Source organism: Rathayibacter sp. AY1D1 (assembly GCF_002932635.1).
Lineage (GTDB): Bacteria > Actinomycetota > Actinomycetes > Actinomycetales > Microbacteriaceae > Rathayibacter.
This window is the reverse complement of record NZ_PSVY01000067.1, coordinates 1-1,050: the sequence shown is the minus strand read 5'-3', so window position 1 is coordinate 1,050 and position 1,050 is coordinate 1. Positions and strand designations below refer to the sequence as shown.

Here is a 1,050-nt window from a genome sequence, read left to right as displayed (position 1 = left end):
GGCCGGGAGGTCGGGCCTACTCCTCGCCGAGGAGGCGGGAGAGGTAGCGGGCGACGGCGCGCACCGCGGTGATGTTGCCGGAGTAGTCCATCCGGATCGGGCCGAGCACGCCCAGGCGCGAGACCTGGCCGCCCGCGGTGTTGTACCCGCTCGTGAGCACCGAGGTCTCCTGCAGCCCGAACGGCGCGTTCTCGCGGCCGATGCGCACCGAGATGCCCCGGGGGTCCGGGGTCATCTCGGCGAAGAGGCGCAGCAGCTCCACCTGCTCCTCTATCGCCTCGAGCACGGGATAGATGCTGCCCGAGAAGTCCTCCTCGGTGCGGACGAGGTTCGCGGCGCCGGCCATGACCAGGCGGTCCTGCCGGTTGGCGCCGACCTGCTCGAGCAGGGTCTGCACGATCGGCGTCAGCACGTGGCGCCGCTCGGGGCTGAAGCGCTCCGCGACGGAGCCGAGCGTCTCGGCCGCCTGCTGGAGCCCGAGGCCCAGCACGGCCGTGTTGAGCTTCGCGCGGATCTCGCCGAGGAGCGCGTCGTCCACGTCCTCCGGGGTCTCGAGCACGCGCTGGTCGACCCTGCCGGTGTCGGTGATCAGCACCGACAGGAGGCGGCGGGGAGCGAGGGCGACGAGCTCCACGTGGCGCAGCCGCGCGGCTCCGAACGACGGGTACTGCACGAGCGCGACGCTGTTGGTGAGCTGCGAGAGCAGGCGGACGGTCTTGACCAGCACCTCGTCGAGGTCCGGGCTCTGCCCGAGGAACGTCTCGATCGCCTGGCGCTGCGCGGAGGTCAGCGGGCGCAGGTCGGCGAGCTGGTCGACGAAGAGGCGGTAGCCCTTGTCGGTCGGCACGCGGCCGGACGAGGTGTGCGGAGCCGCGATCAGCTCCTCCTCCTCCAGCTGGGCCATCTCGTTGCGGATGGTGGCGGCCGAGACGCCGAACGCGTGGCGCTCGACGATCGACTTGGAGCCCACCGGCTCCCGGTTCGCCACGTAGTCCTGCACGATCACGCGCAGGACCTGGAGACCGCGCTCCGTGACCATACGACCGACCT

The 1,050-nt window shown here is 71.6% G+C and carries 1 protein-coding gene; it reads right to left on the bottom strand.

The features are described 5' to 3' along the window. Nucleotides 1-16: 16 nt before the first annotated feature. Nucleotides 17-1,039 (bottom strand): heat-inducible transcriptional repressor HrcA, encoded by a 1,023-nt coding sequence (hrcA, locus tag C5C56_RS17395; RefSeq protein WP_104223131.1) that lies wholly within the window; start codon nucleotides 1,037-1,039, stop codon nucleotides 17-19. Nucleotides 1,040-1,050: the final 11 nt, after the last annotated feature.